This window comes from Sulfitobacter sp. HI0129 (genome assembly GCF_001635395.1).
Classification (GTDB): Bacteria; Pseudomonadota; Alphaproteobacteria; order Rhodobacterales; family Rhodobacteraceae; genus Sulfitobacter.
In genome coordinates this window covers 1-6657 of the sequence record NZ_LWGH01000329.1, presented here as the reverse complement: position 1 = coordinate 6657, position 6657 = coordinate 1, and the positions used below count along the sequence as shown (strand labels likewise).

The following is a 6657-nucleotide window of genomic DNA, read 5'->3' as shown; positions in this document are numbered from 1 at the left end:
ACCGTCAGGCGGCGCCCGCTCGCCAGTGCCGCCTCTGCCGTTGCGACGCCCACGGGTCTGTCCCCCCGTCGGGCAAGGGCGGGCGCATCGGGCCGGGTGAGATGGATGGGGGTTGCGGTCGCGGGCATGGCCTCTCCTCAGGTCCGGGGGACTGTGACCCCAGAATCGGAGGAGAGCAAGGCGAAGGCAGAGAGCGCGCCCCGCCGCTTGCCCTCTTCCCCTCCGGGCGGCGGCGGCATAGGAGAGTTGCATGCGCAAGCAGATGTCATACGCGGAACATGCCAAGGCCATTACCCTGCTGGGGCTGCCGCTCATCGGCGGGCACCTCGGGCAGATGGCGATCGGGGTGACCGATACCGTGATGCTGGGCTGGTACGGGGTGGAGGCGCTGGCCGCCGTCACCCTCGCGGCCACCTATTTCTTCGTCCTCTTCATCTTCGGCTCCGGCTTTGCCCTTGCGGTGATGCCCATGGTCGCGTCCTTCGCGGCCTCGCAGGACGAACAGGGCCTGCGCCGCGCCACGCGGATGGGGCTCTGGCTGTCCACCGGATTTGCCGTGCTGGTGATGCCCGCCTTCATCTGGGCCGAACCGGTCCTGCGTCTGCTGGGGCAGGGCGACGATCTGGCCGAACTGGCGGGCGGCTACCTCGCGGTGGCGGGCTGGGGGATATTGCCCGCGCTGCTGACCATGGTGCTGAAATCCTATCTGGCGGCGCTGGAACGCACGCAGGTCGTGCTCTGGATCACCGTGCTGGCGGCAGTGGTGAACGGATTGGTGAACTACGCGGTGATCTTCGGCAACTGGGGCGCGCCGGAGCTGGGCGTGACGGGCGCCGCCATCGCGTCGCTTTTCACGCATGGCGTTTCACTGCTGGGCGTCGTCCTCTACGTGCTGCTGAAGATGCCGCACCATGGCATCTTCGTTCGCCTCTGGCGCGGCGATGCGCAGATGCTGGGCCGGGTCTTCGCGCTGGGCTGGCCCATTGGCCTCACCACGCTCTGCGAAGTCGGCCTCTTCGCCGCTTCGGCGGTGATGATGGGCTGGCTGGGCACGGTGCCGCTGGCGGCCCATGGCATCGCGGTGCAACTGGCGGGCATCACGTTCATGGTGCACCTTGGCCTCAGCAACGTGGCGACGATCCGGGCGGGCAATGCCTTCGGGCAAGGCGACACCCAGCATATGGCCCGGGGCGCGGTGATGGCCATGCTGATCTCCCTGCTGCTGGCGGGGCTGACCATCGCCGTCTTCCTGATATGGCCCGAACCGTTGATCGGGCTCTTCATGCGCGACGGGGAACCGGCCCGGGCCGAGATCCTCGCCGTCGGAGTGGCACTGCTGGCCATCGCGGCGCTCTTTCAGCTGGTGGACGGGGCGCAGGTGATCGCGCTGGGCCTCCTGCGCGGGGTGCAGGATGCGCAGATCCCCATGATCTTCGCCGCCATCAGCTACTGGATCATCGGGGTGCCCTTTTCCTACCTGCTGGGCTTCACGCTGGGCTTTGGCGGCGTGGGCGTCTGGGCGGGGCTGGTGCTGGGGCTGGGCACCGCCGCGATCCTGCTCAACGCGCGCTTCTGGGGCGTCTCGATCCGCCGCATCGCCGAAGCGGTCTGAACCGGCCTCTTCTCATGATTCGAAATACTTTCGGGGGTGTCCGAGGGGGCAGACAGCCCCCTCGGGTCCAGCCGCCCGCGCCGCCCTGACGATGGCGTGCCGATCACGCAGTCAGTCTTTCAACACCCTGTCGGCCTTCTTGCGCACCAGCGTGCTGCGCAAATCGTGCATCGCCAGCAGCAGATCGTTGGTCACCGCGTCGAGCTGTTCGTCGGTGGCCTTCGACTGCACCCATTGCGTGGTCAGGTTCAGGTAATCCACAGCGCGGTGAATGTCGTCGATGTCGCGCAGGGCCAGCAGGCGAGCGCGTTCTTCCATCCAGCCCCGGATCCGGTCCAGATCGGCGTCCGACAGGGTGCGCTCGCCGTGGGGCTTGATCTCGCCGTTGCGGATGTTGACCACGGCGATCTGGTCCATCTCGATCCGGCGGTTGCGGTTCTCGGTATCCACGCGGAAGACGGCGGCGCCGTTCTCGCGCACGCGGAAATAATATTCCGGCAGTTCCCCCGCCATCAGCCCGGTCCCCGCCGCCGGGTCACGTGAGACCCGCGCAGAAGTTCTGGATACGGGCGCAGGCTTCCTTCAGCACATCGTCCGAGGTGGCGTAGCTGACGCGGAAGTTGGGCGATACGCCAAAGGCCGCGCCGAAGACGACGGCAACGCCGGTCTCCTCCAGCAAGGCGGTGGCAAAGGCTTGATCGTCGGTGATCTCGGCACCGCCCTTTGAGGTCTTGCCGATCAACCCCGCGATGGAGGGATAGACATAGAACGCCCCCTCGGGCTTTGGGCAGGTCACGCCCTCGATCTCGTTCAGCATCGCGACCACGAGGTCCCGGCGGCGCGCGAACATCTCGTTGTTGGGGGCGATGTAATCCTGCGGCCCGCTCAGCGCCTCGACCGCCGCCCACTGGCTGATGGTGCAGGGGTTGGATGTGCTCTGGGACTGGATCTTGCGCATCGCGCCGATCAGCTTTTCCGGCCCCGCGGCATAGCCGATGCGCCAGCCGGTCATGGCATGGGCCTTGGAGACACCGTTGACCGTCAGCGTTCGGTCATAGAGCGCCGGCTCCACTTCAGCCGGGGTGCAGAAGGTGAAATCGTCGTAGGCGAGGTGTTCGTACATATCGTCCGACATGACCCAGACATGCGGATGGCGCATCAGCACATCCGTCAGCGCCTTCAGCTCGTCGCGGGTATATCCCGCGCCGGTGGGGTTGGACGGCGAGTTGAAGATGAACCACTTGGTGCGCGGCGTGATCGCGGCCTCCAGCGCCTCGGGCGACAGTTTGAAATCGGTCTCGAGCGTGGCGGGCGCGATGACGGGCTCGCCCCCGGCCAGCAGCACCATGTCGGGATAGCTGACCCAGTAGGGCGCGGGGATCACGACCTCCTCGCCGGGGTTCAGCGTGGCCATCAGCGCGTTGTAGAGCACCTGTTTGCCCCCCGTGCCGACGCTGACCTGCGCCGGGGTGTAGCTCAGCCCGTTGTCCCGGCGGAACTTGTCGCAGATGGCCTGCTTCAGCTCCGGAATGCCGTCGACGGCGGTATATTTCGTCTTGCCCGCCCGGATCGCGGCGATGCCCGCTTCCTTGATGTTGTCGGGCGTGTCGAAGTCCGGCTCCCCCGCGCCGAGGCCGATGACATCGCGCCCCGCCGCCTTGAGTTCGGCGGCCTTCGTCGTCACCGCGATCGTGGGGGACGGTTTGACGCGGTCAAGTGTCGCGGAGAGCAGTTCCATTTCGGCCTCTGGTTCGGTAAAGATGCGAGCCTACTCATAGGGGGGGCGCATGGCCCGATCAAGCGCCAACCCCACAGAAGGAGAAGTGCGATGAACGACGAGATTGACTGGTACGGCCCCGACGCCGCGACATTCGGCGACAGGGTTTCCGCCGCGAGAGAGCAGGCGGGCCTGAGCCAGGCGGAACTCGCCCGTCGCCTCGGCGTGCGCCAGAGCACGCTGCGCGGATGGGAAGACGACCATTCCGAACCGCGCGCGAACCGCCTGTCCATGCTGGCCGGTCTGCTCAATGTCTCGATGATGTGGCTGATCAACGGCGAGGGCGAAGGCATCGGCGCCCCCGAAGACCGTCAGAGCATGCCCGAGGACATCAACGACATCCTGACCGAGATGCGCAGCCTGCGCAGCGACTTGCTGAAGCGGGCCGAAAACCTCGGCCGTCTGGAAAAGCGCCTGCGCCGCGCCCTGAGCGATCAGGTCCATGGCTGAAACGCGGCCCGACCGCGTCAAGCGGCTGCGCATGCGCTCCATGCGGCGCGGCATAAAAGAGATGGACCTGATCCTGTCGGCCTATGCGGAGGCGCGGCTGGCCGGGATGGACGACGCGGGCCTCGATGGCTACGACGCGCTGCTGGAAGAAAACGACCACGATCTCTACCAGTGGGTCAGCGGGCAGGCGGCGCCGCCCGCCCGCCACGCCGCGCTGATCGGCGACATCCGCGCAGGGCTGCCCGGCGGTTGACGCATACGCCGTCGCGCCCCCTCGTGCGACGGTTAAGCCCCGGGCCGCGATGCCCGGCGCGTTTAACGAAATATTCCGATTTGACGCGCAGGTTGGCTCCAGCCAGTCAACGTCGGAGAACGGAATGAGTATACAGGACCATATCGCGCCGCCCGGCCAGCCAGGGGATTTCATGGTCGGCTATCTGGAAGCGCTTTCGCTGGTGGAACGCCTGCACCGGCTGCTGCTGGATGTCATCAAGGATGAATTCGAGCGTGTCGGCGTGTTGGAGATCAACGCCGTTCAGGCGCTGCTGCTGTTCAATATCGGCGACAACGAGGTGACGGCGGGCGAACTCAAGAGCCGCGGCTATTATCAGGGCAGCAACGTCAGCTACAACCTCAAGAAGCTGGTGGAAATGGGCTATATGCATCACGAACGCTGCGCGATCGACCGCCGCTCCGTGCGGGTGCGGCTGACGGTGCGCGGGCGCGCGATCCGCGATCTCGTCTCCAACCTCTTTGCCCGCCACGCGGAAGGGCTGGAAAGCAACGGCATGTTCGGGCGCGACGGGATCACGGATATCGCCCATGCGCTCAAACGGATGGAACGCTACTGGTCCGACCAGATCCGCTACATCTACTGAGGCGCGGCATCCAGCCGGGACAGGACGATCCCGTCAAGCTCGCGCAGCAGCTTTTCGGCAAGGGCGCGGGCGTAATCCTCGAACCCCAGCGCGGTATGCACGAAGGCCCCAGGGCCAAGGATGACTTCGGCGCGGAAATAGGATGAAAGCTCCGCGATTTCCGCCTGCCTGATGTCACCCGTGGCCGGGTTGTCCACCCCGATGGCGAGCGCGTTGATGGTCACATTCCCCGCCGCGACCAACGCGTCCTTCACGTCACGCGGGCGGGGGCCGAAGTTGGATTTGCCGTCACCCGACAGATCGAGCGTGCGGCGCCAGCAATCATTCTGCGTGGCCAGCAGGGCCGCCCCCCGCGTCATCGCCACCCCCAACGCGGTGCCGGGGCTGGCCTCGCGCCGCCGTGTCGCCCGCAGGGTCTCGATGGCGGCATCCAGCGCGGGGGCGGTATCGATCGCCGTCCAGGGCAGAATGATGGCCTGATCCTCCGACCCGCTCCATTCATAGACCAGCAGCCGCACCGGGGTCTCCGGCATCGACAGCAGCGCCTGCCGCACCCGGGGGTCGGACAGCGCATCCGCCACCCCGTGGATCTGCAGCCGGTATTCCCGCGCATCGACCGACCCCGACACATCGAGCCCCAGCGCCAGCGCCTGACGGCAGGCGGATGCGGCAGCCCCCGGTGCCAGACCGGCCCAGAGCGCGAGCATCGCGCAGGCCGCAGGCCCCGCCCGGCCTGTCATCCGGCGGAGCCGCCCGCGCGGGGCAGGGGCAGCGCACCGATGGCGGGCGGCGTCACTTCGCGCACCAGCTTGGCGTGCATGGCGCGTTCATAATCGTCAAACCCGTCGGCAATCTGCAAAAAGGCCCCCGGCCCGTGCAGCACTTCGGCGCGGTAAAAGGCAATCAGCCCCACTTCGCCTTCGTAGTCGGCGGCATTGACCACCAGACCGTTCACCGTGACATCCCCAAAAGCGAACTCCCGGTAGGCCGCCGCCGGGCCGAAGCCTTCGTTGTTCTGCCCGTCGCCCGCCATGTCCAGCGTCTTGCGCAGGCAGCGCGGCGCCTGTTCCAGCAGTTTCGCGCCATAGCCCAGCGCGTATCCCATGGCGGTGGGAAAATCGTTGTGGCTGCGTTTGCTGGCAGCGACCGTTTCGGCGGCGGAAACCAGTGCGGCGGGGCTGTCGATCATCGTCCAGTCCAGCACCACCGCCTGATTGTAGCGCCCCGACCATTCATAGACCGACAGCGCGACCGGCTGGTCGGCGGCGAAAAAGGCATCCACCACCTCGGGCGCCGTCAGGGCGGCGACTATACCGCCGCGTTGCAGCGCGTCCTCCTGCGCGTCGACCGAGCTTGACACATCCAGCGCCAGAAGCAGCGCCAGACGGCATTCGGCCGCCGCCAGCGGCGAGGCCGCCGCCAGCAGCGCCGCCCCCGCAAGGGCCGGGGCGACGAGACGCCTTACCAAGAGCCGGTGTTCTCCATGCTGGCCCATGGCTCTTTCGGCTCCTGCGCATCGCCTTCCTGCAGCAGTTCGACAGAGATATTGTCGGGCGAGCGGACAAAGGCCATGCGCCCGTCCCGCGGGGGGCGGTTGATGGTGACGCCGTTGTCCTGCAGCATCGCGCACATGGCGTAGATGTCGTCGACGGTATAGGCCAGATGGCCGAAATGCCGGCTGTCGTCGGGCAGGGCATCGTCCCCGTCCCAGTTGTAGGTCAGTTCGACATCCGCGTGGCCGTCGTCCTGCCCGGGGGGGCACATGAAGACCAGGGTGAAGCGCCCCTGCTCGTTCTCGATCCGGCGGCGTTCCTTCAGGCCCAGCAATTCGTAGAAGGCCTTGGATTTCTCCAGATCCTTCACCCGGACCATGGTGTGCAGATATTTGATGGGCATGCCGTTCCTTTCGATTTTCCTTTGGCCGAACCTAGCACGTGGCC

The 6657-nt window shown here is 66.7% G+C and carries 9 protein-coding genes; 4 read left to right on the top strand and 5 right to left on the bottom strand.

Going from position 1 to position 6657, the window contains the following annotated elements; translation table 11 throughout:
* The first annotated feature begins 250 nt into the window (after positions 1 to 250).
* Complete coding sequence (locus tag A3764_RS08040) at positions 251 to 1612, top strand: MATE family efflux transporter (protein WP_067921193.1); 1362 nt, start codon at positions 251 to 253, stop codon at positions 1610 to 1612.
* Positions 1613 to 1723: 111 nt separating this feature from the next.
* Here A3764_RS08040 and A3764_RS08035 read toward each other — a convergent pair whose 3' ends face one another.
* Together A3764_RS08035 and A3764_RS08030 are read right to left on the bottom strand one after the other, a co-directional pair.
* Positions 1724 to 2125, bottom strand: a complete 402-nt coding sequence (locus A3764_RS08035) for a hypothetical protein (RefSeq protein WP_067951443.1) — start codon at positions 2123 to 2125, stop codon at positions 1724 to 1726.
* 22 nt (positions 2126 to 2147) lie between these two features.
* Positions 2148 to 3350, bottom strand: coding sequence for a pyridoxal phosphate-dependent aminotransferase (locus A3764_RS08030; RefSeq protein ID WP_067922842.1), 1203 nt, complete (start codon positions 3348 to 3350; stop codon positions 2148 to 2150).
* Between the two features lie 90 nt (positions 3351 to 3440).
* Between A3764_RS08030 and A3764_RS08025 the strand changes: the two genes are divergently transcribed.
* The 3 genes from A3764_RS08025 (at position 3441) to A3764_RS08015 (ending at position 4717) form a co-directional block, all read left to right on the top strand.
* Positions 3441 to 3839: a helix-turn-helix domain-containing protein gene (locus A3764_RS08025; RefSeq protein WP_067922844.1), complete on the top strand. Its 399-nt coding sequence runs from the start codon at positions 3441 to 3443 to the stop codon at positions 3837 to 3839.
* Positions 3832 to 4092, top strand: a complete 261-nt coding sequence (locus A3764_RS08020; protein ID WP_067922845.1) for a succinate dehydrogenase assembly factor 2 — start codon at positions 3832 to 3834, stop codon at positions 4090 to 4092. The genes A3764_RS08025 and A3764_RS08020 overlap by 8 nt, the downstream gene beginning before the upstream one ends.
* Positions 4093 to 4216: 124 nt before the next feature.
* On the top strand, positions 4217 to 4717 hold the full coding sequence (locus tag A3764_RS08015) for a MarR family winged helix-turn-helix transcriptional regulator (protein ID WP_067922847.1): 501 nt from the start codon (positions 4217 to 4219) through the stop codon (positions 4715 to 4717).
* Here A3764_RS08015 and A3764_RS08010 read toward each other — a convergent pair.
* The 3 genes from A3764_RS08010 to A3764_RS08000 are packed head-to-tail and all read right to left on the bottom strand — an operon-like array spanning position 4711 to position 6613.
* On the bottom strand, positions 4711 to 5457 hold the full coding sequence (locus A3764_RS08010) for a DUF1194 domain-containing protein (protein ID WP_443069073.1): 747 nt from the start codon (positions 5455 to 5457) through the stop codon (positions 4711 to 4713). The genes A3764_RS08015 and A3764_RS08010 overlap by 7 nt on opposite strands.
* Positions 5454 to 6212: a DUF1194 domain-containing protein gene (locus A3764_RS08005; protein WP_082851071.1), complete on the bottom strand. Its 759-nt coding sequence runs from the start codon at positions 6210 to 6212 to the stop codon at positions 5454 to 5456. The genes A3764_RS08010 and A3764_RS08005 overlap by 4 nt, the downstream gene beginning before the upstream one ends.
* Positions 6179 to 6613, bottom strand: a complete 435-nt coding sequence (locus A3764_RS08000) for a VOC family protein (protein ID WP_067922854.1) — start codon at positions 6611 to 6613, stop codon at positions 6179 to 6181. Before A3764_RS08000 ends, A3764_RS08005 begins: the two co-directional genes overlap by 34 nt.
* Positions 6614 to 6657: the final 44 nt, after the last annotated feature.